The sequence below is a fragment of the Cohnella rhizoplanae genome, from assembly GCF_948329515.1.
GTDB lineage: Bacteria > Bacillota > Bacilli > Paenibacillales > Paenibacillaceae > Cohnella > Cohnella rhizoplanae.
Window position 1 is genome coordinate 39,921 of sequence record NZ_CAOJCN010000009.1, and the last position, 23,077, is coordinate 62,997.

The window sequence follows — 23,077 nt, forward strand, 5'->3', positions numbered from 1 at the left end:
CTTCCTCCTCAACTTGCCTCAACTTCAGCATTCATATCGATCAGAATCCCCAGCTCGGCAGCCAGCGTATGCCGAAGTTCATCCACTCGCGGCTGATGGTCATGCCGGTCATGACGGGATAGAACCAGACGAACAGAACGACCGCGCCTGCCAAGACGATGCCGGTGAACGTTCTGCCGTAATACCATCGCTGCTCCAGCCACCGCAGCATCCATACGATGGACAGAATCAGCAGCGGCACCATCGGGAAGTAATGGTACAGGAACGTGATGCTGCGCGGCGAGACCATCCACGGTACGTAGAAGGACAAATACATGACCGCGATGGTCAGCACCGCCTTGTCTCTGTTGCGCGCGCCCAGCCACCAGGAGAGCAGCATAGCCGCGAGACCGCCCCACCAGACCAGCGGGTTGCCGATGGCCGCGATGCTCTGCGCGTCTCCCTTCGCCAGATCCTTGCCGCCGTAGTACCATACCGGCCGCAGCATCTCGGGCCACGTATACCATTTGGACGAGTACGGATGCTTTTCCTTGACGCCTTTATGATAGTTGTATATGTCCTTCTGATATCGCGGCAGATCCTTCAGCCCATCGTCAGCCTTCGTCGCCTTTTCATAAGGGATGTAGGATGCGGCATAGATGCCTGCAGGCACGGCCACGAACAGAACGAGGCACGAGAGCAGCGTCAGCGCGAGCTTCTTGAAGTACGCGCCGCCGTAGTCCCAGCGGGACTCGCGCCAGCGCCTGTAGAGCGCGAGGAACAGCAGCACGGCCAGTCCGGCCCCTCCGTACATATAATTCCACTTCACCGCGGCGGCGCAGCCGAAGAAGATGCCCGACAACGCCAGATAGACGAAGCTGCCGCCGAATCCGCCGTTGGTCCACTTTCTCTCTCCGTACTTGTACATAAACGTATACATCAGAATCGTGAAGGTCACGCCGAAGACGTCGACGTTGGCCATCCGGGAATGGACCAGATGGAAGCCCTCCAGCACGAGCAGCAGCGCCGCGATGAACGCGTAGCGCGTGCTGCGGAGCATCGCCCGCGCGGCGCCGTAGAACACGGGCACCATCAGCGTGCCGAACACGGCGGCCATAAATCTCCAGCCGTACGGCGTCATGTCGAACAGACGGATGCCGAATGTGAGCAGCCACTTGCCGAGCGGCGGATGCGTCCATTCGTAAGGCTGGATCTGATGAATGAATTCGTATGCCGTGCGTCCGTGATAGATCTCGTCGAAATACATGCTGTTGCGATAATCCGGCCGGTAAGGCGCCTCGTCCTGCTCATCGAACACCTGCTCGCCGCCGCCCGCCGAGGTCTCGCCCTTGGCGCCCGAAGGCGCGATGCTCGCGATGGCCAGGCGCGCCTTGGTGCCCGCCTCGAAGAAACCGGCCTCGTAGAGGCTGTATCCCGTACGCTTGGCCGTAAACTTCATATACCGGGCACTGACGGGCTTGTCCTCCGCCATCCAGGTGAAGACGCGTCCCGTCTTGTGCTCGACCGTCAGATACGGCGCCCAGTTCACGCCGTCGGCGGACGATTCGATCTGCGTCTCTCCGGCAGCCCCCGGGCCCTCGTATAAGCTAATGCGGCCGACCTCGCGCGTCTCGCCGAAGTCCAAGGTGAAGCCTTCGCCCGATACATCGGGCCGCCAAAAGGTCTGGGGCGCATGCCTGTCGCCCAGATCGTGGAGGGACAGCCAGGCCGACACCAGCATCAGGACCCCGATCAGAATAAAGTCGATGCGGCCCCAGGGCCGCCTCTCCCGATCCGAATCGCGTCGGCCCCAGCCGTACGAAGACAGGCTGCCGCCGTATTCTTGTGATTCCATGAACGTCCTCGCCCTCTTTGATCATCTGCTACCTATTGTAGTCTAAAGCTGCCCCTGCGGAAAGTCCGTAATGATTCAGCACTTACCCCGCAGGGTAAAAATGTTCATGCAAGACGATAACACTTATAACAAAATGGCAAAGCCATTACAAGGAGGAATTCACATGGCAGGGATGGTAAAAGGTGTTGTTATCGGCGGCGTAGTAGGCGCAGCGGCAGCGCTGCTGCTGGCTCCGAAGCCGGGACGCGAGACGCGCCAAGATCTGGTGACGGCCTACAACAAGTCCATGGATAAGTCGAAGCAATGGGCTTCCGATGCAGGCTCGAAGACTTCGGAGCTCGCCTCCAAGGTCGGCCAGCATGCTTCGGATCTGATCAGCCAGACGCGATCGGCCGTATCCAGCGCGAAGGACGGCGTGAACTCCGCGAAGGACGACATTACAGGCTCCCTTCAAGAATCCGTGAAGCCTAACTAAAGAACTCCCAAAAGCCAACCCCGGGCCCCGCTCGGGATTGGCTTTTGTCTGTGCGAAAATCACGCAAAGGGGCGACGAGCATGAACGATCCCAAACAATCCGGAGACCTCGCAGCGTCAACCGAAGCCGAGTACCTCCCCGATGCGGACAGCAAGCCGTCCGGTCCCATCCCTACCCGCCAGGTCGAGGATGCGATGAACGGCTCCATGGTTCAGGACTTCGAGGATCTCAAGCGGCTCGGGCGCGATATGGAGCGCGTCAAGACCGGCAGCGAGCTGAGCGACGAAGGTCTGGTCAGCGATCCGATTCAGGAAAAGCCCGAAAGCCACTCCTAGACCACACAAAAAGGGCCTCCGAAGAGGCCCCTTTTATATACTGCAACCGGTTTCAACCTGTCTCCTGAATGCCGTGCTTGATGGCTTCCCTATTGAGAAGCGACTTCAGATCGGATACGTCGAGTTCCTGGCTGAGCAGCGATACGACTTCAATGGAAGGTACGCCGTCCCTCACGAATTCTCCTCCGGAAAGATGGTAGCCGAATTCCCTCGCAATCGTGTACGTCTGGCAGAGTTGATCCGCCGCGTGTACCGCTTCTTGCTCGGATTTATATTCGGCTAACCGGTTGCCGTTGCCAAGTGGCGTTTTGCGGGATTGGATGCTGAGTGTATGGGCCTCGTCTTTTTGCCTGACCACGATGTCGCATTCGAAGCATTCGATTCGATACTTGACTGTCATCATGTCCACCGCCTTCGGCGAAGTGAATGGTGTAGCTTACCGATTATTACCCGGCGGGAGGACGGTAGAAACAGTCGATCGAACTGGATTTATTCGGAATCGTCGTCGTCGGGTTCGGTGAGCCAGCCTTTCAGCTTCTCGATGGCGCGCCGCTGAATCCGCGAGATGCTCATCTGCGACACCTGCAGCCGGTCCGCCGCGCTCCGCTGGGACAGCCCCTCTTCGTACAAGAGCAGGAGCACCTGGCGTTCCTCGGGCTTCAGCTTCATCATCGCTTCCTGCAGATCGATCCTGCGGTCAACGCCTGCGAAGTCGTCGGCGGTAGAGCCGATCAATTCGCCGAGCGTGGCCGTATTCTCTTCCTGGGATACCGGCGTGTCGAGCGAGACGTAGTGATGCAGCTCGCGTCCCGCCAATACCTCGAGCGTATCCTCCACGCTCATCTCGAGGAACTCGGCGATCTCCTCGACGCTCGGGGAGCGCTCGAGGCGTACGGTCATCTCGTCGATCGCTTGCTGCACGACGAGTCCCTTTTCCTTGATACGACGAGGCACTTGAATGTACCAAGACTTATCGCGGAGATAGTTTTTCATCTGACCGACGATGCTCTTCATCGCGTAGGGCTCGAAGGGCATGCCGAGATCGGGATCGAATTGCTTGAGCAATCTGAACAGCGTCATGCGTCCGACCTGGAACAGATCCTCTTGCAGACTAAGATGGCTGCGCGACATTTTGTGCGCGGCCATGCGAACGAGCGGCTCATAGTGCCGGATAAGCTCCTCGGCCAGCTCGTTACGCAGCGTTTTTTGGTATTCCAACAGCTTCAAGATCGCGTCGTCGGGCAGACGGGCGCTCGATTGAAGGCTCATACCGTTTCTTGCGCCAGCCGCCGTTTTGTTAGGATGACGCTCGTTCCCTGGTTGCTGCGGATCTCTACTTCGTCCATCAGCGCCTGCATCAGATAAAGTCCCAATCCGCCCGACTGGATTTCATCGATGGACTTACCGTGCAAGGTGGACGTGGTGCGATCGCTCACTTGCTCGAAGCTGACGCCATAATCGCTCACCGCGATCTGGAGACGGTCTTCGTTCATGATGGTGAAGGACACCTCGATCTGTCCCGGCTGAGAATGATCGTAGGCATGCAAAACGGCGTTGTTGCAGGCCTCCGATACGGCAACCTTCATATCCTCGATCTCTTCGAACGAAAACTTCATCTTGGCGGCTATGCCGTACAGAGTCAATCGGATAATATCAACGAACTCGGCTTTGGCGGGTACCGTCAGCGTCACTGTCCCATCGTTTCTCATTGTTGTTTCGTCCTCGTTCCCTTCGGATTGTAATTGCGCGCTCGCATTAAGCATTCGGAGAAGCGGCCAAGAACGGGGTGATCCCCGTCATGTCGAATAACTTCTGAATCGTCAAAGGCACTTCTTCTACTCCGAAAGGGGCGTTGCGAGAATGACGGGCCTTCACGATGCTGATCAGAATGCCGATGCCGGTGCTATCGATGTATTTGAGGTCCCTGAGATTAAGTACGAGCTTGCGATCGGACAATTCCACCAGCGGCTCCATAACGGAGCGCATCTGCGAAGCCACCTCCAGGTCAAGCTCGCCCGCGATTCGTACGACGGTCAAGCCGTCCAGATTTTCTGTTTGAAAAGTCAATTTTTCGTTCTGCATACGAAACCCCTCTCCGTTATTCATAAATTTTATTACACTCGTCTTCGTCTTTTGAATCAACTTGCCTGTAAAAACGCGTTGTTTCGAGCCTGCCGTCCACCGGGTAAAGAAGCCTAACCCAGCACTGGATAAAATTACACGAAGGAGCTGAGCATCATGGACAAGAACGTCGACATCGAAAGGCACGAGGTGCACGAAAAGTCGGATTCCAGCCTGGTGTGGTCGACCTTCATCAAGTATGCCGCATATTTGATTATTTTCTTCGGCGTACTGTACCTGATTATCTACTACCTGCTGCCGCTCGTCTAACGGACGCCCGATTCGGACATACTGGGACGAATCCACACAAGACGGAGGCATCCCATTGCACTCGCTATACTATGGTTCCCTGCTCTGGCCGTCAGCCGGCGGCGAGCCCGCCCGGTATCCGCCCCTCTCCGGCGACGCCGAGCGCTGCGACGTCCTCATCGTGGGCGGAGGCTTGACAGGCACCCTCACGGCCCATGCCCTGCTCGCCGCGGGGCTGTCCGTCTGTCTGATCGAAGCGGATCGCATCGGACGCGGCAGCTCGGCGGCCAGTACGGGATTGCTTCAATACTCCAATGATATCATGCTCACAGACCTATTGTCCCAGCTGGGCGAGGACAGGGCCGTGTATTTTTACCGGGCCTGCAAGGATGCCGTCGAGCGCCTCTGCCATTTGGCGGAGCTGCTCCCGGAAGACATCGCCTTCAAGAGGCGCAGCAGTCTGTATTATGCGAGCGTACCCGCCGACGTACCCAAGCTCAGGAAGGAATACGAGACGCTGCGCGCGCACGGCTTCAGCGTGGACTGGCGGGACGAGGCCGACATCCGAGCCGATTTTCCGTTCCGCAAGCCCGCAGCTCTGATAACCAACGGGGACGGCGAGATGAACCCGTACCGGATGGCGGTGCGCCTCGCGGAGCAGGCGGGCGTCCAAGGCATGCGAATATATGAACGGACCGCCCTGCAATCCGTCAAAGGATCGAAGGGCGATTTGTCGTGTCATACTACGGGCGGCATCATTAAAACCGCGGCGGTCGTGTATGCGGTCGGCTACCGTCCGGAGATGGCCGGCTCCGACAGGATCGCCGTTAAGCTTGGCCGTACGAGCGTGATCGCTACGCGTATCGTGCCGTCGCTGGCGGATTGGCATCAAAGGTGGCTGCTCTGGGAAACGGCAAGGCCTTATTTGTATGCCCGGACGACCCAGGATGGACGCATCGTGATCGGCGGACTCGACGAGGACATCCGTCATCCGGTCCGCTCGAAGGATGAACTCGCGCCCTATGCGGCCGGCTTGCTTGAACAAGCGCGACAATTGTTTCCCGGCCTGCATCTGGAAGCTGAGTTCGCTTGGAATGCCGCATTCGGCGAATCCAAGGACCAGCTGCCGTGGATCGGGGAGGATCCGGATCGTCCGGGCCGATATCTGGCGCTCGGTTACGGCGGCAACGGCGCCGTATACAGCATGCTCGCCAGCATGGTGCTGCTCGACGCGGTGCAAGGCAGGGCGAATCCGCTTGACGGTATCGTCGGCCTGGGCAATCGAAGAACCGGTCCGCTTAAGTAGCGTGGACCGGTTCTTGCCGTATGCATTTGCGTGCCGTCAATCAGTTTAACACTTCGACGGCCCCTGCCTGACTCAGCAGGCTGCCCGCTTGGTCCTCGTCCCGCCCGCCTACAACGACGAGGTAGCGGCCGTCGTTGATCTCGCCGGCCAGCCGTTCCGCGTCGCGGTCGGGCAGACCCAGCTCCGAGAGCAGGTCGTCGGTATGCGGTCCGTCGCCGTCCAAGTTGAGCAATCCACCGCCTCGCGTCGTTAAACCTGCCGCCGCGATGCCGGCCGCCGGCACGACGCCGCCGACGTAGCCGCCCGCCCCGCTGACCCCAGGCGTCGCCAGGAGGCCGGCCGCCGGAAGCGGAAGCACGCCTTCGTCTCCCCACGAACCGCCTCCCTCGCCGGAGGAATTATCCCTGGCCTCCTGGATTCCGGTAATGCTCTCGACCTGGACAGCGTCGCTGGCGGACAGCAGCGGCACATTCTCCTCGCTCTTGACGATAACGCGGACATCCTCGGCATGCGCGCCGTTCGCGCGAAGAAGCTCCACGGCGTCCAGGACGCGCTGTTCGCTTTCAAAAATACCGATCGTGATTCCCATGGCCATTCCCTCCTTGTAGGCGGCAAACCGATCGCTCGCCTTTTTGTAATTTTACCCGAGGGAGGCGCCTTTGAACCGCAGCAGGCGCGCCTGGCGCCGCTTCAGCGCAGCTTGCGGTAGATCCGGTACTCGTCGTTCCAAGTCTCGTAGCGCCCCGCGAAGCTCGTGAACGCGACCGACTCCTTGTTGCCCAGCACGAGAAATCCGCCCGGCGACAAGCTGTCGTACAACAGGCCGTGAACCCGTTCGCGGAGCGCGGTATCGAAGTATATCATCACGTTTCGGCAGAAAATAATCTGAAACTCGTTAAAGGATCGGTCCGTCACCAGGTTGTGCTCGGCGAATACGATGCGCTCGAGATATCTCGGATTCAGCATCGCCTGGCCGTGATTCGTCTCGTAGAACGAAGCGAATGGCTCCGAGCCGCCGGACAGCTCGTAGTTATGCGCATACAAAGTCATGCGATCCTGGGAAATGATGCCTTGCCTCGCGCGCTGCAGGCTCGCTTCGCTGATATCCGTCGCGTAGATTCTTGATTTGTTCAGCATCTGGATCTGATCGAGCAGAATGGCCATTGAATAGGCCTCCTCGCCCGTCGCGCAGCCGGCATGCCAGACGCGGACGAACGACGATTGCTTCAGGATCGGCATCACGCGTTCCCTGAGCGCTTTGAAAAGGCCGGGGTCCCGGAACATCTCCGTGACCGGTATGACGAGATCCGCCAGCAGCCGCTCGAACGCTTCGCGGTCGTGCAGCACGAGATTCTGCAGCATGGATACGGTCTCCAGCTGCTCGATCAAGGCGCGATGCCAGATCCTGCGGCGCAGGGACGGATACGCGTAATTCCGGAAATCATAACCGTAGCGCTTGAAGACGGCTTCGAGAAGTCCCTCGATCTCGATTTTCTCCAAGCGCTCGTCATAGGGGCTACTATCTAAAAATTCGGACATTGCACATCCACACCTTTAACGGAAAGAAAAGCCGTTCGCCTGATGGCGGCTTCGCATATTTTAAAATCCGGACAATCATCGTTATGTAAGTCGGCTGCTATCGCCACGCGTTATCAGCGCAGATTGTGCTTGACTTCGACCCTAACCAGGCAACGGTCGTCCGGCCGACGGTCGAGCGACTCCCGGACCAGCAGGTCTTCGAGCGCCTTGGAGTCGCCTGCGGACTCCACGATCGTGCCCGTGAGCTGCTCGATGCGCTGCTCCATGTCGCCGGGGAACAGATCGAGCAGTCCGTCCGTGAACAGATGCAGGACGTCTCCGGCGCGGATGTCGGCCGTCTGCATCTGCACGTCCATCTGTTCGAACATGCCGATCGGCGGAGCCGTCGCGCCTAGCTGCTGCGTGCCCCCGTCGCCTCTCGTAATGAGTCCCGGCGGATGCCCGGCATTGACGTATTCGATGATGCCGTTCTCCAGATCGATCCATGCGCAGATGCCGGTGCAATAGTACTGTACCATCTCGTTCTCGTATTGCAGCTGCAGGAGCCGGCGATTCAGCTCGTTGACGATCCGCTTGGGCGTCACGGTCGTACGCATCGCCTCGTGCAGTACGGACGCCGTAAACATGCTGATGAGGGAGGAAGAAATGCCGTGCCCCATCGCATCCATGATGGCGATCAAGTAATGGCGGGAGTCGAGCGCGTGCCAGGCGTACAGATCTCCCGCCAGTCCCTCCGAGGCCCGGAAAAACGCCCGCATCCGAAGGTTCTCGCCGTCGATGTCGTTAGGCATGACAGCCTCCTGAACCTGCCGCGCGAGACTCAGCTCTTCGTGCAGGCGGCGATCCCGCTCCTTGTGCCAGTCGAGCTCGGTCTTAAGACGCAGCGCCGACCTGATCCGCGCCAGGAGCTCGATCTTGTTGATCGGCTTGGTCACATAGTCCGTCGCCCCGGCATCCAGCGCCTCGGCCAGCTTGCGCGAGTCCCCGATCGCGGTCACCATGATGACGGGAATATCGCGCAAATGCTCATCCTTCTGGAGCATGCCGCACGCCTCGATGCCGTCCGTGCCCGGCATCATCAGGTCGAGCAGAATCAGGTTGACGGGCGTCGGCGCTTGAGGGCCGCGCGCGTCCGATCTCAGTATGTTAAACATCTCGTCAGCCGAATAAGCGATTTGCACGTCTTCGTATCCCGACCGGTTCAGCATCTCCCGGACCACCATCACGTTCATCGGATTATCGTCTACGACCAAAATGCTCATAATGTTCAGTTCTCCTCGTCTCAATCTTACGTTTAAGGTATCGCAGCCGATGACCGCTGTAAAGCAAAGCCGGCAAACGGGAATAAGGAATGAGCAGGCGCGTCGCCTCTCATTCCTTATTCCCGTCAGCCAGCTCCCTTAGTCCGGAAGCCGATCCGTCTTCCCTTCGTCAATGCTTGGCCAGGACCAGCACCTTGCCCCGGTCGAGTTCCGCCTCGTACTGTTCGGCTTCGCCCGCGTCGAACCCGAGCGCCTTGATCTTCGCCCTCAGCTCGTCGCCGCGGTCGCGGAACAAATTGGCCACGGACTGGAGCACGCCTTCTTCGGACGCCCCGATCGTGTTGGCGTTCGCCACGTCGGCGATGCGGTCCGTACGGCCCTCGCCGTGGGCCAGCACGTAGATTTCCTCTTCGCGGTAGCCTTGGCGGTGAAGGTCTTTAACGGTATCGAACGCTTCAAGACCATTATTCACCAGCTTCGCGTACGCTCTTTCCATGTCGGATTCCTCCTTAATGTATAGGCGTTCGTATCGTGAAAGGGATTGTGGTTCCGTTTAAAATAGCTCAGTTATGACTGTGTCCGTTATATACCCGGTGCGCGCTCGGTTGAAACGGTTCCGGAACATAGGCGGCGCTGTCGTACAGCCGCGGCTCTTCGACCGGCGCCTCGGCAGCCGCGCGGATCGCTTTCTCTTCCTTGCCCTGCTGCTTGGCGCTGCGGACGGCGGATACGACGTTCATGCCGATCTTGAACCATTCGGTCCAAGTCTTCTTGTGCTCCGGACCGGGTTCTAGCGCGGCTACCTGCTGCCGTACCGCGCGGGACAAGGTCGACGAGATATCCCTTACGGCGCCCGTCGTCTCCTTCAGCGTCGAACCGGCATTGCGAGCGGCCTGGAAGAAATCGTCGGTAGACCGGATCTTGTTTTTCACGTCCTCGGAGATTACCTTGACGTTGTTGGTCAGATCCTCCACTTTCGTATGCAGCATGCCTACCGTCTGGTTCGCTTCCTTAATCGTGCCTTGCACGGAGACCAGCGTCTCGCGGGCCGCTTTCAGCGTTACGATCAGATATACGCAGAGGGCGGCGAAGCTGACCGCGACGACAACGACGCTCCAAGCCATCAATGCCTGGTTGCTCATGCGTATCACCTTCCTTTCTTGGGAATATCGTTTGTTCTTGCATATCGTCAATTACCCCTGCCTTCGGGCCCCGAAACGACGTTTCGGCCACCGCGCGGATGGAAGACAGGACCGTTCCTCGCGATTTTTCATTAAGTTAATGTAGGATTAATTTGGCGCCTTCCGCAGGTGATTCAGCGAGCTGGGCCAGTGGTAAGGATGCAGCAAGATCATACCGATGCATGAAACTAGCGGGGCGAAACGGGCAAGCGGAATATCCGCTATACCGATTCGAGAGGCGGTCGGGCAGAATCATCCGATAGCTCGCGCAAGCCGAACCCGCCATGTCCCGCAGGGTATGACCATCATCTTTCTAGGAGGCGTTCTTATGTTATACTGGGCATTTATTTTCTTGCTGGTGGCGATCGTCGCGGCGATCTTCGGATTCGGCGGCATCGTCGGCGCTGCTGTAGGCGTAGCGAAGTTCCTGTTCTTCCTCTTCCTGATCTTGTTCGTAGTCTCCCTCATCTTCGGCCGTCGCCGCAATCTATAACGCGAGACCGACTATAACGCGAGACTGAAGATTTATCGTTCGCGACCGCGACAATAGCGTCGCAAGCAGTAAAAACGGCAATCGGCTGCGGAATTTCCGCAACGGTTGCCGTTTCCGTTTTTACGTAGCTTTCCATTTTCTCGCGGCCTGTCGTTTTTCGTTCGGAAAAAGCGCTTCGCGGGAACGTTTTTCTGACAATTCCTGTTTCAGCGACGGCAAAATGCGTTAATTAAGAACATGCCGCCTGCGCCGCATAAGCGATGGCAATCACGTAACGGAGGTAGATGCGTCCATGCAAGCATTGTTACTCGGCGCGGAACCGGCAGACGGCGATTCCTTGGGATGGACGACTGCCGTCGGCAACCGCCCTTGGATCGAGCACTTGATCTTGCATGCCCGCGAGCAAGGCGTCCGCGACTTCGTCGTCGCAATCGGACGGCAGGACGGACCGGAAATCCGTAAGCTGCTGGGAGAAGGCGACAAACTCGGCGTGCGAATCGCATACCTGACCGGTTGGGAACCGCTGGGTACGGCCGGTACGGTCAAGCTGGCTGAGCCGCTGCTTAAGGACCGATTAATCGTCATGCATGCGAATGTCGTTCACGCGCTGCGTCTGGACGACCTCATGTCCTATCATGAGGATCGGTTCGCGCTTGCTACGTTATGTTTGAAGCAGTCCGGACGCGATTCCCCATACGGCGTAGCTTCGGTGGGGCCAGACGGCCGCGTAGTTGCGCTTCGGGAAGAGGCAAGCAATCAGATTGCGCCGACTAATCTTACCAATGCGGGCGTATATATGTTGAGTAAATCCGCGCTGTCGCGGATCCCGGAGGGACGCAGCGTCTCTCTGGAAAAGGAACTATTTCCTCTTCTGATCGGTAATGGAAGCGGCGTTGTCGGCTATATTCCGAAAGGATACTGCAGGATAGCGGCTACGCCGGAGAGCTATGCGCAGATTCACTGGGATCTGCTCGACCGCAAGCTTCCGCTCTCGATCAGCGGTACGGAAATGAACGAAAAGGGAATCTGGATCGGCAAGGACGCGAAAATCGGGAAAGGCGTGCTGCTGGTGCCGCCCGTCGCGATCGGCGATTACGCGAGGATCGGCGACAAAGCGATCGTAGGTCCTTATTCGGTCATCGGTTCTTATTGCCATATCGGCGAAGGTTCCCGGATATCCAGGTCGGTACTCCCGGCCCGATTCGTCGTCGGCGAATCTTCACGGCTTAACGGCTGTGTACTCAGCTCCGGCCCCCCTATCGCCGAAGCTTCTCTATGGCGTGAACAGATTATCGACAACAAGCTGGAGGTGCGACATTAAATGAGTCCAAAAACCTTTCAAATCGCCTATGTGAGCACCTACGTACCGAAGAAATGCGGTTTGGCCACGTATACGCACCATCTTCGGGAAGCGGTCCGCGAGGCGCATAACGGTATTTTTCCCGACCCGGTCGTTGCCATGTGCAACGAAGACGAGCTCGAGCTTTATAACGAGAGCTGGCACTATCCCCTCCTTAAAGACGACAGGGAGGAATATCGCAAACTGGCGGATCACTTGAACCGGAGCGCGGTGGATATCGTGTCTCTTCAGCACGAATTCGGCATTTTCGGCGGAGAAGCCGGTTCATACGCTTTGGAGCTGCTGAACAGGCTGAATAAACCCGTCGTAACCACGTTCCACACGGTATTCGAGAATCCCCAGGAGCCCTATGCGTCGGTCCAGGCCGAGATCGCGAAGCGAAGCGACCGCATTCACGTCATGAACCGCAAGGCGATCGGCTATCTGAACGACAACTTCGGCATTCCGCTGGAGAAGATCTCCTTCATTCCCCACGGAACCCCCGTACCGAGCAAGGCGGACCGCATCCGCACCCGCAGCGAATACGGTTGGGAGCAGCGCAAGGTCGTCTTCCAATTCGGCCTGCTTAGCCGCAGCAAAGGCGTAGAGCTCATCCTCCGCTCGATGGCCGCGGCCGTCAAGGCCGTGCCGGAGCTGCTGTACGTGCTCGCCGGTCAGACGCATCCCGAAGTGCGCAAGCACGAAGGCGAAGCCTACCGCGAAGAGCTGAACACGCTGATCAAGGAGCTCGGTTTGGAACACCACGTGCGCATGATCGACAGCTACATTCCTGAAGAAGAGCTCACCAACCTGCTGCAGGCTTGCGACCTGTACGTCACCCCTTACCCAGGCATGCAGCAGATCACGAGCGGCACGCTGGCGTATGCGGTCGGCCTCGGACGGCCCGTGCTCAGCACCCCTTATATTTATGCGAAAGACCTGCTCCAAGGCAGCGAGGAGTTTCTGCTTCCGTACGGCGACGTCGAGGCTTGGGGCGTGAAGCTGATCGAGCTGTTCTCCTACCCGGAGAAGCTCAAGCTGTGCGAATTGAAGGCTGCCGAGATCGGAAAAAGCATGCAATGGCCGGTCGTAGGCCAAGAATACCTGCAGCTGCTCGAACGGACGGCTGCGGAGAAGCGTTGGAGGATGGCCGATGTTATATAATCCGAAGGGGCGGAGCTTTCCGCCCTCTTTTACCCATTTGCGGCGAATGACGGACGATACGGGACTGCTCGAGCATGCGCTCGGGCGGACGCCCCGCAGGCTGGAAGGCTATACGACGGACGACAACGCGCGGTCCCTATGGGCCGTCACCGAATGGCTGCGCGACGTGCCAGGCTCCGAAGTCGGCGACGAGGACCGCCGGACGCTGCTCGATCTGGCGTCCATCTATCTATCCTTTATGCTATGGCAGCAAAAAGAAGACGGCTGGTGGCATAACAACGTTGCCTACGACCGGTCGCCTGAAGCAGAATCGGTCTCGTACGATTGCCAAGGACGCTCCATATGGGCATGCGTAGATGCCTGGGTCGGACTGCCCGATTCGCACAAGGATGCGGCCAAAGCGATGTTCGAATGCGCGCTGCCGACGATCGGCAGCCTCGACTCGCTGCGCGGCAAGTGCTATGCGCTATCGGCATGCGCGCACGCGCTCGAATCCGAACGGCTCGGCCTCATCTCGTTCAAGCCGGGCTGGCGCGAACAGTTAAAGGCGCACGTGCAGCGCTTACAGGACGAATTAATCGGCCGGTTCAAGAAGAATTCGGACGAGGCTTGGCGTTGGTTCGAGCCGCAGATGAGCTACGGCAACGGGGTGATGCCCTGGGCGCTCCTGCGGGCCTATCGGGTGACGCACGCGCCGGAAGCGCTCGAGATCGGGCTTGACAGCCTGTCCTCCCTGCAGGCGGCGATGACCGCGGAGGAGGGCTGGTTCCGCCCGATCGGCAACGCCGGCTGGCACTCGCGGAAGGTCAGCAGCAAGTGGGACCAGCAGCCGCTGGAGATCTTCAAGCTGGCGCTGGCGCTAGAGGAAGGCGCATTGGCACTAGAGGAGGCGGCTAAGCAGGGCGTCGCCCTGCTGCTCGCCTACGAGCAAGGCTCGGATCCGCGCCGGGGCGCAGGCGATGCCCGCTCGCAGGGCGGCGACCGCGGTGCAGGCGGATATCGCGGCGCAGGCGCCATCCGGGCGCCGGAAGTCGGGATCGCGCTCGCCGTCCGCACCGAGACGGAGGAGCGGCAGACCGACGATCGCGGCCGGCGGACGGACGACAGCGCTAACGCCGGCTCCGACACCCGCGGCGGCGCCAAGGAGAAGCTTCCGGCGGAAGCGCATGCGATCGAGGTCGCCGACTACGCCGCGCAGCTGCGGGCGGCGCGCAATCGCTGCCTGCAATGGTTCTACGGCGACAACGATCACGGCGCCATGATGGCGGACGCCAGCGACGGCAGCGGCTGCGACGGCCTCCAGGAAGACGGCCCCAACGTCAACTGCGGCGCCGAATCCACCATCTCCTATCTCATGACCTCGGCGCTTTGCCGCTGATTTTTTCCGGACTTATGATGATCCCCCGCGGTTTGCGGGGGATTTTTTAATAACTAACGGTCAAGCCACTCCCACCCTATCTCTCAGCCGTCTTTGCCAATGTGCTTCCCATCGACAGTACTCTGCCGCTTGTGCCGCGGACCCCCGAATGTGCTTCCCATCGACAGCACTTTGCCGCATGGTCTCGCTCACCGCCGAATGTGCTTCCCATCGACAGCACTTTGCCGCATGGTCTCGCTCACCGCCAATTGTGCTTCCCATCGACAGCACTTTGTCGCTTGGTGCCGCTCACCGCCGAATGTGCTTTTCGTCGACAGACTTTGACTATCACTTTCATCCCGCTTTTGGTTTCTTCGTGCAAAATATTCGGGTCTTATCAACTTTATTAGATGCCCGACAACCTCATGATTCTACCTCCTGGCGAGCGTTCCAACGTAATAAGTCCTTTTTGCTCCAAAGACAGCGTTGACTTGCTTATAGACTGGTAGCTGGCCTGCAACTGTTCGACGAGTTCTCCGATTTTAACGCTATTGCATTGTTCTCTCGCATAGTGAAGAATCGCCCTCTCGTAGACGTTCAGTCTCGGACCGGGCGTCGTCGATAGGAAGCCCCAGGCCGACAAGGCGGCGAGCAGTGTCTGTTGGCAGCGGCGCGGCTTCTCCAGCATGTCGTCGCGCGAGAAGCGGAGCAAATGCCAGCCGTCGATGAGGAGATGGTTCTGCCGCTCCAGGTTGTCGGCGTACTTCCAGCGGCTGACGTCCCGCAGATGGGTGCCGAAGGCATCGGCTTCCATCAGCAACCCCCGCGACCGCCTGACCGGCTGCAGGAAGCCGAAGTCGCTGAAACGCACGCCGTCCTTCAAATCGACGAGCTCCATCTCGGGAATAAGACCGTCCAAGCTCCCCCTCACTTGCCACCAGACGTTATGGGCGAGCAGCTTTTCATTAAAGCGATCCAGCAGCAGCCTGCGCTTCCGCTCGCCCGCGCTCTGCTTGATCGCTCTGTCCATCATGGCGTCATAGGCGCGCTCGAACGCGGCATCCATGGTCATAGGCCGGGCCTCTCCTCCGCCCAAAGTAAACAGGCCGCCCGCCGGATATGTTCCGACGAACGGCCTGTGCTTCAGGACCAATGAAAATCTTATTTATAAAATACACTGTGCCGGCCGATCAGGCAAGCACAAATTTCTAAAGCTCCGTTCGCAGCTTCGCGAGCGCCGCCTCGAAGTCCGCCGGCAGCGGAGCGAGGACCGAGAGCGGCTCGCCGGTCCACGGATGCGGCCAGATCAGCCGTTCGCCGTGCAGCGCCTGCCTGGAGATGACCGTCCGTTTGCCGCCGTATAGGCCGTCTCCCGCAAGCGGATGGCCGATCGCCGCGAGATGAACGCGAATCTGATGCGTACGCCCTGTCTCCAGTCGCAAGCGAACCAGCGTGTAGCCTTCGAAGCGCTCCGCCACTTCATAATGCGTCACAGCGGCATCGCCAGTCTCGCTAACCCTGCGACGCGTGGAGTGGTGCCGATCCTGGCCGATCGGCAGATTGATCGTGCCGCGTTCCTGCGGGAGCCTGCCCTCCGCCAGCGCGAGGTAGATGCGCTCGATCGACTTCTCGCGCATCGCCTTATCGTATTGGTAGTGGGTGAATTCGTTTTTGGCGTACAATACGGGCCCCGTGGTCTCCTTGTCGATGCGGTGAATATGCCGGATCCGGACGTCCTGACCCGACATCTCGTAATATGCGGCGACGCCGTGCGCCAACGTCCCCCGCTGCCCGCGCTCGCTGGGGTGAACCTCGTAGCCGGAGGGCTTGTTCACGACGAGCGTGAAGTCGTCCTCGTACAGCACGTTGAGTTCCATCCAGTCCGGAGGAAAGTCTCTCGTCTCCCGCGGGAACAGCGCCAGCCGCAGCGAGGAACCCTGAAGCATGATCCCGTGCGTCTGCGCGAGCTTCGCTACGAGCTTCGGCGCGAGCGGCGTAAACTTCATGATCTGCTGCAGCGGGGCGCCCGCTAGCTCGCCAGGCAGCCTGAGCTCCATCCACTCGGCTTTGCGACGGCCCAGCTTGAGCAAGGGTTCGGCGATACCGCCGGGCAGGGCCGAGCGCGTCTCGCGACGTTCGCCTCGCCCAGGGCCGGACCTGCCGGTTGCCCCTGGACCGACTCCCCCAGCATTCGTCCTCCTGGGATCCGGCGCGCCGCCTCTGCCGCTGACCGGACGCGACGACCCCGGCGCGCCTCTGCCGCCGGCCGAACGCGGCTGCGCCCTTCCGCCTGCGGATACGCCCGCGCGCCCCTGCTCCGCACCGCCACGCCCCGCTCGGCCGGACTGGCCCTGCCCCGGGACGCCTCGGCCCCGCTGCTGCTTCGGGTCGCCGGCGGAGCGCGAACCCGGACCGCCCCTGCGCTCTCCCTGCTGCTGTCCCTTTTGTTGCTTGGGCTTGCCTTGCCGATTGCGTCCGGCTCCGTTCATGCGCTTCAACTCCGACTCTCTTTGTTCTTCTTCGGTCAATATAAGTGAACGGCCACGTGATGTCAATTTCGGCATCGCCCGCCAATGCTCGGCTTCTCTCGGCAAGTATCCGGCAAGGCCGGGACGGCATGTTTTTGTCGCTTTCGGTCGGAACGGATTACAATTTGATTACAGGCGGCGCATTCGATGGATACGGACAAATAGCGTCAATTTACACCCGTTTCCAGCTTGGGACCTTCGTGGTATTTTTGAATTCGGGGACCTGTCCCCGATATCATCGCCAAGGAGGCGGGGCGCAATGAGCGCGAACGAAGAACTGCAGGACCAAGAGGTATTGGAAGCGCATACGGAAGAGCTTGGCGAGGAGACTTCCGCGGAGAATACCGGGATCGTCGCCGTCGACGAGGAAGCGGACGAGGCCGAAGTCGAAGCGGCTCCCGCTGTCGAAGACGCCGTGCTGGCCGACGACTGGGTCGCTTCTGACGAGGCGCCTGCAGCGCAATCGATCGAGACGGAAGAGGATGCCGATACGGAAGCCGCTGCGCAAGCCGACGACGATGCGGACGAGGACGAACAAGACGCGCCGCAGGCCGAGTTGGCCGACGAAGAGGACGCTGACTAATACGCGATAAAACGACCGCAGCGGGACGTGCGCACACGTCCCGCTGCGTTTTTCCCTAAATGCTCCTCTTCATCGGCTTCGATAATAGGCGAGCAGCGCCCATCTGCGCTCGCGCCGCTTCATATAACGCGGCAGCGTGCGATATACGCCGATGCAATCCCGGTATGCCTGCTTGGAGGCTGCGCGGTCTCCCAGCCTGTCATAGATCCTGCCGAGCAGATAATAAGCCTCGCACGATGAAGAATGCGCGTCCTGAAACTCCCTGAGATAAGCCAGCGCCTTCTCGTCATCCCGGCCGGCCCAGGCATCCCCCAGAAGCAGATACGGCATCCCGAACTTTACCCTTGGATTGATCCCCAGCGCGGTCCGCATATGCCGGTCCCCTTCTTCAAGCCACCCGAGCGCCAGCTCGCACTGCCCCAGCTCGCTCCAATATTCCGCCGAGTTCTCCATCCGCTCTTCCATGCCGGCCAGCAGGCCCCGCGCCTCCTCGTATTTGCGCATCCCGATCAGCTCGTGGGCGAGCTCCGACTTCGAAGGCGTGTCATGCGGATTGACCAGCAATTGCCGCCTGAGCCTGTTCACGCGGCCGCGCCGCCGAAATGGTTTCATCAGGCTTGGCGTTATGCCGAGAAACCGCCGATCGAGCAGATATAAAATAACCAGCAATACGATCAAGGCCAAAAACGGATTGCCGAGCAGCCAGGAAAGCAGCACGAACAAAAAGAATAATTTCAACTGTATCGACCTCCCGACGTTAACCGACCGCTGCCGCTGCCTCCACTGCGGAGGCAGCGGCTCTCTCCGTACGATCATACCATACAGAAGGAAAATAAAGGGAGTGGATGCAGCAGATTACCGTATCTTAAGTCCGGTCTACGCCCGGGGCTTAGTCCTGCTCGTCGCCTGCGCCTGCATCGGATCGTCCGGCCAATAATGCTTAGGGTAGCGGCCCTTCAGGTCCTTGCGGACCTCGAAGTACGCATCCCGCCAGAAGCTGGCCAGGTCCCGCGTTACTTGGACGGGCCGCTGCGCCGGCGACAGCAGATGCAGGGTGAGCGGCGCCCGCCCGCCGCCGATCCGCGGGGTCTCCGGCAAGCCGAACAGCTCCTGCAGTCTCACGTGCAGCGCAGGCGCGGCGGGATCGCCATAGTCTACGGGCAGCCTGGAGCCGCTCGGCACCCCCACGTGCGTCGGCGCGTCCGCGTCCAACCTGCGCCGGCTCTCCCAGTCAAGCATCGAGGCCAGCGCATCCGCCATGTTCAGCCGATGCAGGTCCCCGCGCGTGCGCATGCCGCCCGCGAAGGGGGCCAGCCACTCTTCCAACCCGGCCAGCAGCGCCTCGTCGGACATATCCGGCCAGGATGCCGGGTCGTTAAAATGCAAGAAACGCACTCGCTCGAGCCACTGGCGCGACGCTTTGCTCCACGGGAGCAGCCCCAGCCCCTCGCGCCGAACGCCCTCCAGCAGCGCCGCCGTGACGGCAGCGGGATCCGGGTCGGACCAAGGGCCTTCGCGAAGCGTCAGCGCGCCCAGATATACCGTCCTGCGGGCTCTGACCGCGCCAGCCGCAGCATCCCAAGCGACGACGCGCCGCTCGCCGACCGAGTCGGCGAAGTGCCGCTCGAGATCGTCGGCGCGCAATGGCGCAGCCAGTCGGATCCGGCTCTCGGCGCCTTGATCGTCCAACTCCGCCGCCACGATCCAGGCCTCGCCGGCGAGCGGCTGTCCCTCAGGCACATAGGCGCCTCTGCCGCCCGACAGCGTGAACTTGCCGCCGCCCCGCAGCCGGCCGATGCGGTCCGGGTAGGCGAACGCCAGCAGCAAGCCGCTGTCGTAAGCTGCCTCCTGCGCATGGCGCCCTCCGCCGGCTCCATGCACGAGGGGCGCGGCGCCGCGAACCTCGCCGGCCCCCGCCTTCGTTATCGCGGTGCCCGCTAGCCTCGACTCGCGCCCGATCTCGCCCAGCTGCCGCTCGAGCTGGCGCGCCTCGGCAAGCAGCCGCTCCCTGCGCGCGGCGTCGATGCGCCCGTCTCCGCCTGCCAGCGCGGCGAGCCGCGAAGACAGGTCCGCGTCGCGCGCCGCTTCGCCGCCCTGCAGCGGATCCCGGTCGCCGAGCAGCGCCGCGAGCCTGCACGCATCGGCCGCGAGGCCGAGCGCTTGCGAGCGCAGCATCATATGCGCGAGGCGCGGATGCGCGCCGAACCGGGCCATCGCATGCCCGTGCGGCGTCGGCGCACCGTCGGGTCCCAGCGCGCCGAGCGCCGCGAGCAGCTCGCGCGCTTGCGCGTACGCGGCCGCGGGCGGCGCGTCGAGCCAGTCCAGCTCCGCCGGATCGGATACGCCCCACGCGGCCAGCTCGAGCGCGAGCGGCGCGAGATCCGCCTCGCGGATCTCCGGCGTCCCCGCCGGCGCCAGCCGCCGGTGCTCCTCCTCGGTCCACAGCCGGTAGCATACGCCCGGCGCGACGCGGCCCGCCCGGCCCCGGCGCTGATCGGCCGACGAGACGGGTATGCGCGCCGTCTCGAGCCGCGACATGCCGGTCCGCGGCGAGAAGCGCGGCGTCCGCATGAGTCCCGCGTCCACGACGATGCGCACGCCTTCGACGGTGAGGCTCGACTCGGCCACGGGCGTCGCGAGCACGACCTTGCGGCGTCCCGGGCCTGCCGGCGCCAGCGCCCGGTCCTGCTCCCCTGGCGGCATGCTGCCGTGCAGCGCCGCGATCTCCACGGCGTCCCCCTGCAGCCTCGCGGACAATGCCGCGGCCGTACGCCGAATCTCCGCGTATCCCGGCAGAAAGACGAGCGCGTCTCCCGCATGCCTGTCAAGCGCCGCCGCCGTCGTCTCGGCGGCCAGCCGTTCGATCGGCGCGTCCGAGCGGCGGTCCAGGTAAACCGTCTCCACCGGATACACGATGCCTGCGCTCTCGATGACGGGTGCGCCGCCGAGCAGCGCGGCGACCGGCTCGGCCTCGAGCGTCGCCGACATGACGAGCAGCCGGAGATCGTCGCGGAACAGGTTCTTGGCCTGCAGGCAGAGCGCGAGCCCGAGATCGCCGTTCAGATTACGCTCGTGATATTCGTCGAAAATAACGAGCCCGACCTCCGCGAGCGATGGATCCTGCTGGAGCATACGGGTAAGCACGCCCTCCGTCACGACCTCCACCACCGTGCGAGGTCCCGCCTTCGTGTCCATCCGGACCCGGTAACCGATCGTCTGGCCCGCGCGTTCGCCTAGACCGGACGCCATATATTCGGCGGCGCTGCGGGCGGCGATCCGTCTTGGCTCGAGCATGACGATCTTGCGCCCCGCGAGCCAAGGCTCGTCCATTAAGGCTACCGGCACCCGCGTCGTCTTGCCCGCGCCCGGCGCCGCGACCAGCACGGCGCATCCGCGATCCCGCAGCGCGGCCTTCAGGTCCGGGATCGTCTTGTCCACCGGCAAAGCCGACATGCGCTTATCCTCCTCCGCGCATCGATATGCGCTCCTGCATTCTGTATCCAACAGTATAGCACGACGCATCGCGGCTGCAGGCGAGGAAACGCTGAAAATCGAACCGGAGTTCCACTTATTTCCACTTGCGCAACTTCGCTTGTCCGGGCATCGTCTAATTCTATATCACGTTCCGGAAAGGAGACTCACCATGAAAATCCGATTGACCGCCGTCGCCATGATCCTAACCGCAGCGCTGGCCGCCGCAGGCTGCTCCAATTCCAATAACAACGACGCCTCGCCATCGGCATCCGCGTCTCTGACGCCTGGGGCATCTGCATCTGCGTCTGCATCCGCATCTGCGTCCTCTACCGCCTCCGAGCCGAGCCCGACGGCATCCACGCCGTCTTCCTCCGGCTCCGCCTCCGCGACTTCGGAGCCGTCTTCGTCCGCGCCTGCCGCTAGCGAAGACGCCGATGCGCCCGGCATTCTGATCAGCCTGCCGTCGGGGAACGAATATAAGCCGTTCATGAAGATCGGTAAGGAAAACGCGAAAAAGATCATCGAGTTGCTGGACGGCGCGGACTGGGAAAAGAAAGAAAGCATCCCCATGTCGTCCTCTCCGACGTGCAAGCTGGCCGAGTTGTCGGGCGACAAACAGACGGACGTCTATTATGTCTGGACCGGGAACGCCGACGCTTACGAGCTCGTGAAGGAGACCGGAAGCGGCTACGCCAAGCTCTCCAAGAAAGACAGCGCGGCGCTGGCCAAGCTGCTCCCTCTGCCGGCAGCCTAAGCTGGCAGCACATCTCCAGGATAGGACCTGGCCCGACCCGATTGGTCGGCTTGGTCCTTTTTTTCGTTTGGGGAAAAGCATCTGCCGCGTTACAATAGGAGAAGTCGGAAGGAGGAATGGACATGCGCACGATCGTCAGTCTATTCGGGTTCGATCCCGAGCAGGAACGGCGGATCCGGGAAGCCGCGCCCGGCTGCAACGTCATATTCGGCAGGCCCGGTGAGCTCGACGCCTCCCTGCTCGAGGAAGCGGAGGTGCTCTGCGGATGGTGGAAAGCGGCCTGGAAGGACAACGCCGGCGCCCAGCTGAAGTGGGTGCAGACGGGCTCTGCGGGCGTCGACAATCTGCCGCTGCGCGATCTGGAATCGCGCGGCATCGTCCTCACGACCGCGAGCGGCGTGCATCCGGTGCCCATGACGGAGACGGTGTTCGCGATGCTGCTCGCGTTCACCCGCAACCTGCACCATGCGGTGCGCAATCAACAGAACGCCCGGTGGGAACGGGCGACCGACTACCGCGAGCTTCGCGGCCGCATGCTGACCATCGTGGGCGCAGGCGAGATCGGCACGGAGGTCGCACGCATCGCGCAGGCATTCGGCATGCGCACGGCGGGCGTGCGGCGAAGCGGCCGTCCCGCGCCGCACGTGGACGCCATGTACCCGGCTGACAGACTGGACGAAGCGCTCGCGGAGAGCGACATCGTCGTGAACGTGCTGCCGCACACGCCGGAGACGGTCGGACTGTTCGACGCCGGGCGGTTCGCCGCGATGAGGCCGTCCGCGATCTTCATCAATATCGGCCGCGGCACGGCGGTCGATACGGACGCCCTGACGGACGCCCTCCGCAACGGCGTGATCGCGGGCGCGGGACTCGACGTCTGCGAGCCGGAGCCGCTTCCCTCGGACCATCCGCTGTGGCAAATGGACAACGTCATGATTACGCCGCATATCGGCGGCGCTACGGATCGATACAAGGCGCGCATGACGGACTTGTTCGTCGAAAATTTGCAAGCGTATCTATCGACCGGGAAGCCCGCGCGCAATATCGTGGATTACGAGAAGAGTTATTAACATCGGCTCGCCC

25 protein-coding genes are annotated in these 23,077 nt (G+C 61.1%); 11 read left to right on the forward strand and 14 right to left on the reverse strand.

What is annotated here, in order from left to right; genetic code table 11:
* Positions 1-40: 40 nt before the first annotated feature.
* The gene (locus tag PQG80_RS14870) at positions 41-1,834 is read right to left on the reverse strand and encodes a glycosyltransferase family 39 protein (protein WP_271752168.1); all 1,794 of its coding nucleotides are present in this window, start codon (positions 1,832-1,834) and stop codon (positions 41-43) included.
* Positions 1,835-1,997: 163 nt separating this feature from the next.
* Between PQG80_RS14870 and PQG80_RS14875 the strand changes: the two genes are divergently transcribed.
* Positions 1,998-2,309 carry a YtxH domain-containing protein gene (locus PQG80_RS14875; protein WP_271752169.1) on the forward strand — a complete coding sequence of 104 codons (312 nt, stop codon included), beginning with the start codon at positions 1,998-2,000 and terminating at the stop codon, positions 2,307-2,309.
* Between the two features lie 80 nt (positions 2,310-2,389).
* The gene (locus tag PQG80_RS14880) at positions 2,390-2,644 is read left to right on the forward strand and encodes a hypothetical protein (protein ID WP_271752170.1); all 255 of its coding nucleotides are present in this window, start codon (positions 2,390-2,392) and stop codon (positions 2,642-2,644) included.
* A 52-nt stretch (positions 2,645-2,696) separates the two neighbouring features.
* Here the strand turns inward: PQG80_RS14880 and PQG80_RS14885 are convergent, their stop codons facing one another.
* The 4 genes from PQG80_RS14885 to PQG80_RS14900 all read right to left on the reverse strand — a co-directional run bounded on the left by PQG80_RS14885 (position 2,697) and on the right by PQG80_RS14900 (position 4,726).
* The gene (locus tag PQG80_RS14885) at positions 2,697-3,047 is read right to left on the reverse strand and encodes a hypothetical protein (protein WP_271752171.1); all 351 of its coding nucleotides are present in this window, start codon (positions 3,045-3,047) and stop codon (positions 2,697-2,699) included.
* A gap of 86 nt (positions 3,048-3,133) precedes the next feature.
* Entirely contained in the window at positions 3,134-3,913 is a 780-nt protein-coding gene (locus PQG80_RS14890; protein WP_271752172.1) for a sigma-70 family RNA polymerase sigma factor, read from the reverse strand.
* Positions 3,910-4,353: an anti-sigma B factor RsbW gene (rsbW, locus tag PQG80_RS14895; protein WP_271752173.1), complete on the reverse strand. Its 444-nt coding sequence runs from the start codon at positions 4,351-4,353 to the stop codon at positions 3,910-3,912. The genes PQG80_RS14890 and rsbW overlap by 4 nt, the downstream gene beginning before the upstream one ends.
* A 46-nt stretch (positions 4,354-4,399) precedes the next feature.
* On the reverse strand, positions 4,400-4,726 hold the full coding sequence (locus PQG80_RS14900) for an STAS domain-containing protein (RefSeq protein WP_271752174.1): 327 nt from the start codon (positions 4,724-4,726) through the stop codon (positions 4,400-4,402).
* 156 nt (positions 4,727-4,882) lie between these two features.
* Between PQG80_RS14900 and PQG80_RS14905 the strand changes: the two genes are divergently transcribed.
* Both PQG80_RS14905 and PQG80_RS14910 read left to right on the forward strand, forming a co-directional pair.
* A complete protein-coding gene (locus tag PQG80_RS14905) occupies positions 4,883-5,035 on the forward strand; it encodes a hypothetical protein (RefSeq protein WP_271752175.1) in 153 nt (50 codons plus the stop codon).
* 55 nt (positions 5,036-5,090) lie between these two features.
* On the forward strand, positions 5,091-6,320 hold the full coding sequence (locus tag PQG80_RS14910; protein ID WP_271752176.1) for an NAD(P)/FAD-dependent oxidoreductase: 1,230 nt from the start codon (positions 5,091-5,093) through the stop codon (positions 6,318-6,320).
* Between the two features lie 40 nt (positions 6,321-6,360).
* Here the strand turns inward: PQG80_RS14910 and PQG80_RS14915 are convergent, their stop codons facing one another.
* The 5 genes from PQG80_RS14915 to PQG80_RS14935 form a co-directional block, all read right to left on the reverse strand.
* On the reverse strand, positions 6,361-6,909 hold the full coding sequence (locus tag PQG80_RS14915) for a hypothetical protein (RefSeq protein ID WP_271752177.1): 549 nt from the start codon (positions 6,907-6,909) through the stop codon (positions 6,361-6,363).
* A gap of 101 nt (positions 6,910-7,010) precedes the next feature.
* A complete protein-coding gene (locus tag PQG80_RS14920; protein WP_271752178.1) occupies positions 7,011-7,859 on the reverse strand; it encodes a CheR family methyltransferase in 849 nt (282 codons plus the stop codon).
* 113 nt (positions 7,860-7,972) lie between these two features.
* Entirely contained in the window at positions 7,973-9,121 is a 1,149-nt protein-coding gene (locus PQG80_RS14925; protein ID WP_271752179.1) for a PP2C family protein-serine/threonine phosphatase, read from the reverse strand.
* Positions 9,122-9,290: 169 nt separating this feature from the next.
* Positions 9,291-9,617, reverse strand: a complete 327-nt coding sequence (locus PQG80_RS14930) for a YflT domain-containing protein (RefSeq protein ID WP_271752180.1) — start codon at positions 9,615-9,617, stop codon at positions 9,291-9,293.
* A 67-nt stretch (positions 9,618-9,684) separates the two neighbouring features.
* On the reverse strand, positions 9,685-10,263 hold the full coding sequence (locus tag PQG80_RS14935; protein ID WP_271752181.1) for a DUF948 domain-containing protein: 579 nt from the start codon (positions 10,261-10,263) through the stop codon (positions 9,685-9,687).
* 367 nt (positions 10,264-10,630) lie between these two features.
* Here PQG80_RS14935 and PQG80_RS14940 point away from each other — a divergent pair, with 367 nt between their 5' ends.
* The 4 genes from PQG80_RS14940 to PQG80_RS14955 all read left to right on the forward strand — a co-directional run bounded on the left by PQG80_RS14940 (position 10,631) and on the right by PQG80_RS14955 (position 14,676).
* The gene (locus tag PQG80_RS14940; protein WP_090108542.1) at positions 10,631-10,795 is read left to right on the forward strand and encodes a DUF1328 domain-containing protein; all 165 of its coding nucleotides are present in this window, start codon (positions 10,631-10,633) and stop codon (positions 10,793-10,795) included.
* A gap of 292 nt (positions 10,796-11,087) precedes the next feature.
* Positions 11,088-12,116 (forward strand): nucleotidyltransferase family protein, encoded by a 1,029-nt coding sequence (locus tag PQG80_RS14945; protein ID WP_271752183.1) that lies wholly within the window; start codon positions 11,088-11,090, stop codon positions 12,114-12,116.
* Positions 12,117-13,298 carry a glycosyltransferase family 4 protein gene (locus PQG80_RS14950; protein ID WP_271752184.1) on the forward strand — a complete coding sequence of 394 codons (1,182 nt, stop codon included), beginning with the start codon at positions 12,117-12,119 and terminating at the stop codon, positions 13,296-13,298.
* Between the two features lie 46 nt (positions 13,299-13,344).
* Positions 13,345-14,676: a hypothetical protein gene (locus PQG80_RS14955; protein ID WP_271752185.1), complete on the forward strand. Its 1,332-nt coding sequence runs from the start codon at positions 13,345-13,347 to the stop codon at positions 14,674-14,676.
* Between the two features lie 385 nt (positions 14,677-15,061).
* Here the strand turns inward: PQG80_RS14955 and PQG80_RS14960 are convergent, their stop codons facing one another.
* Positions 15,062-15,727 (reverse strand): hypothetical protein, encoded by a 666-nt coding sequence (locus PQG80_RS14960; RefSeq protein ID WP_271752186.1) that lies wholly within the window; start codon positions 15,725-15,727, stop codon positions 15,062-15,064.
* A gap of 136 nt (positions 15,728-15,863) precedes the next feature.
* Complete coding sequence (locus PQG80_RS14965; protein ID WP_271752187.1) at positions 15,864-17,144, reverse strand: RluA family pseudouridine synthase; 1,281 nt, start codon at positions 17,142-17,144, stop codon at positions 15,864-15,866.
* Between the two features lie 298 nt (positions 17,145-17,442).
* On the opposite strand from PQG80_RS14965, the gene PQG80_RS14970 reads away from it, so the two are divergent.
* Positions 17,443-17,766 carry a hypothetical protein gene (locus PQG80_RS14970; RefSeq protein WP_271752188.1) on the forward strand — a complete coding sequence of 108 codons (324 nt, stop codon included), beginning with the start codon at positions 17,443-17,445 and terminating at the stop codon, positions 17,764-17,766.
* Positions 17,767-17,835: 69 nt separating this feature from the next.
* Here the strand turns inward: PQG80_RS14970 and PQG80_RS14975 are convergent, their stop codons facing one another.
* Positions 17,836-18,504 carry a tetratricopeptide repeat protein gene (locus PQG80_RS14975; RefSeq protein WP_271752189.1) on the reverse strand — a complete coding sequence of 223 codons (669 nt, stop codon included), beginning with the start codon at positions 18,502-18,504 and terminating at the stop codon, positions 17,836-17,838.
* Positions 18,505-18,642: 138 nt separating this feature from the next.
* On the reverse strand, positions 18,643-21,219 hold the full coding sequence (gene hrpB / locus PQG80_RS14980) for an ATP-dependent helicase HrpB (RefSeq protein ID WP_271752190.1): 2,577 nt from the start codon (positions 21,217-21,219) through the stop codon (positions 18,643-18,645).
* 190 nt (positions 21,220-21,409) lie between these two features.
* Between hrpB and PQG80_RS14985 the strand changes: the two genes are divergently transcribed.
* Together PQG80_RS14985 and PQG80_RS14990 are read left to right on the forward strand one after the other, a co-directional pair.
* Entirely contained in the window at positions 21,410-21,994 is a 585-nt protein-coding gene (locus PQG80_RS14985) for a hypothetical protein (RefSeq protein WP_271752191.1), read from the forward strand.
* 122 nt (positions 21,995-22,116) lie between these two features.
* Entirely contained in the window at positions 22,117-23,064 is a 948-nt protein-coding gene (locus PQG80_RS14990; RefSeq protein ID WP_271752192.1) for a D-2-hydroxyacid dehydrogenase, read from the forward strand.
* Positions 23,065-23,077 lie beyond the last annotated feature (13 nt).

Bases quoted from the DNA above. Each gene is read 5' to 3' on its own strand.
- PQG80_RS14955 (WP_271752185.1), top strand. From the start codon at position 13,345: ATGACGGACGATACGGGACTGCTCGAGCATGCGCTCGGGCGGACGCCC.
- PQG80_RS14925 (WP_271752179.1), bottom strand. From the start codon at position 9,121: ATGAGCATTTTGGTCGTAGACGATAATCCGATGAACGTGATGGTGGTC.
- PQG80_RS14960 (WP_271752186.1), bottom strand. From the start codon at position 15,727: ATGACCATGGATGCCGCGTTCGAGCGCGCCTATGACGCCATGATGGAC.
- PQG80_RS14900 (WP_271752174.1), bottom strand. From the start codon at position 4,726: ATGCAGAACGAAAAATTGACTTTTCAAACAGAAAATCTGGACGGCTTG.
- rsbW (WP_271752173.1), bottom strand. From the start codon at position 4,353: ATGAGAAACGATGGGACAGTGACGCTGACGGTACCCGCCAAAGCCGAG.
- PQG80_RS14930 (WP_271752180.1), bottom strand. From the start codon at position 9,617: ATGGAAAGAGCGTACGCGAAGCTGGTGAATAATGGTCTTGAAGCGTTC.
- PQG80_RS14990 (WP_271752192.1), top strand. From the start codon at position 22,117: ATGCGCACGATCGTCAGTCTATTCGGGTTCGATCCCGAGCAGGAACGG.
- PQG80_RS14880 (WP_271752170.1), top strand. From the start codon at position 2,390: ATGAACGATCCCAAACAATCCGGAGACCTCGCAGCGTCAACCGAAGCC.
- PQG80_RS14885 (WP_271752171.1), bottom strand. From the start codon at position 3,047: ATGATGACAGTCAAGTATCGAATCGAATGCTTCGAATGCGACATCGTG.
- PQG80_RS14915 (WP_271752177.1), bottom strand. From the start codon at position 6,909: ATGGGAATCACGATCGGTATTTTTGAAAGCGAACAGCGCGTCCTGGAC.
- PQG80_RS14935 (WP_271752181.1), bottom strand. From the start codon at position 10,263: ATGAGCAACCAGGCATTGATGGCTTGGAGCGTCGTTGTCGTCGCGGTC.
- PQG80_RS14870 (WP_271752168.1), bottom strand. From the start codon at position 1,834: ATGGAATCACAAGAATACGGCGGCAGCCTGTCTTCGTACGGCTGGGGC.
- PQG80_RS14890 (WP_271752172.1), bottom strand. From the start codon at position 3,913: ATGAGCCTTCAATCGAGCGCCCGTCTGCCCGACGACGCGATCTTGAAG.
- PQG80_RS14920 (WP_271752178.1), bottom strand. From the start codon at position 7,859: ATGTCCGAATTTTTAGATAGTAGCCCCTATGACGAGCGCTTGGAGAAA.
- PQG80_RS14965 (WP_271752187.1), bottom strand. From the start codon at position 17,144: ATGAACGGAGCCGGACGCAATCGGCAAGGCAAGCCCAAGCAACAAAAG.
- PQG80_RS14905 (WP_271752175.1), top strand. From the start codon at position 4,883: ATGGACAAGAACGTCGACATCGAAAGGCACGAGGTGCACGAAAAGTCG.
- PQG80_RS14875 (WP_271752169.1), top strand. From the start codon at position 1,998: ATGGCAGGGATGGTAAAAGGTGTTGTTATCGGCGGCGTAGTAGGCGCA.
- PQG80_RS14940 (WP_090108542.1), top strand. From the start codon at position 10,631: ATGTTATACTGGGCATTTATTTTCTTGCTGGTGGCGATCGTCGCGGCG.
- PQG80_RS14950 (WP_271752184.1), top strand. From the start codon at position 12,117: ATGAGTCCAAAAACCTTTCAAATCGCCTATGTGAGCACCTACGTACCG.
- hrpB (WP_271752190.1), bottom strand. From the start codon at position 21,219: ATGTCGGCTTTGCCGGTGGACAAGACGATCCCGGACCTGAAGGCCGCG.
- PQG80_RS14945 (WP_271752183.1), top strand. From the start codon at position 11,088: ATGCAAGCATTGTTACTCGGCGCGGAACCGGCAGACGGCGATTCCTTG.
- PQG80_RS14985 (WP_271752191.1), top strand. From the start codon at position 21,410: ATGAAAATCCGATTGACCGCCGTCGCCATGATCCTAACCGCAGCGCTG.
- PQG80_RS14970 (WP_271752188.1), top strand. From the start codon at position 17,443: ATGAGCGCGAACGAAGAACTGCAGGACCAAGAGGTATTGGAAGCGCAT.